The sequence below is a fragment of the Sutterella massiliensis genome (assembly GCF_016899755.1).
Taxonomy (GTDB): domain Bacteria; phylum Pseudomonadota; class Gammaproteobacteria; order Burkholderiales; family Burkholderiaceae_F; genus Sutterella; species Sutterella massiliensis.
Map to the genome: position 1 here is coordinate 1 of NZ_JACJJC010000295.1, position 441 is coordinate 441.

The following is a 441-nucleotide window of genomic DNA, read 5'->3' on the forward strand; positions in this document are numbered from 1 at the left end:
TGGTATTACCTTGCTGAGGCAATGGAGGAAAGTGGGGACCCACTTGCACTAGCCTGTGCTTGCAAAGCAGTAGCCGAATGTCCGCCTGATAAAAGTCTTCGGGTAAGACTGCACCTAGCAAAGAGCCTTTTAAAAGAAAAGTACCTTGAAGAATCCAAGGCTCTCATCGAGAGTATTTACCAGATATCGCAGGATTTTGAGGTGAAGCTTCCCGTAGGAGTTGAAGATATCGAGCATCAGCGTTGGTACGTCGACACCGAACCTGCTGACGAAATTGACTGCTGGATCAGGGAAAAGGGAGAAGAAGCAAACGACATTTTCACGGCCCATCTGCCATGGGAGGACGCGCTTGTAGGTGCCTTTTTCGTGAATGACAAGAATAAAGAACGAGCGACAGTTATTCTCCGAAACGGACGAACGCTCTCGGTATCAGCTAACGCA

At 48.5% G+C, this 441-nt stretch carries 1 protein-coding gene; it reads left to right on the plus strand.

All coding sequences use genetic code 11. From position 1 onward, the window contains the following. Positions 1 to 441: DUF7017 domain-containing protein (locus tag H6A60_RS12630; RefSeq protein ID WP_205105184.1), on the plus strand; the 441-nt coding region annotated here is incomplete at both ends.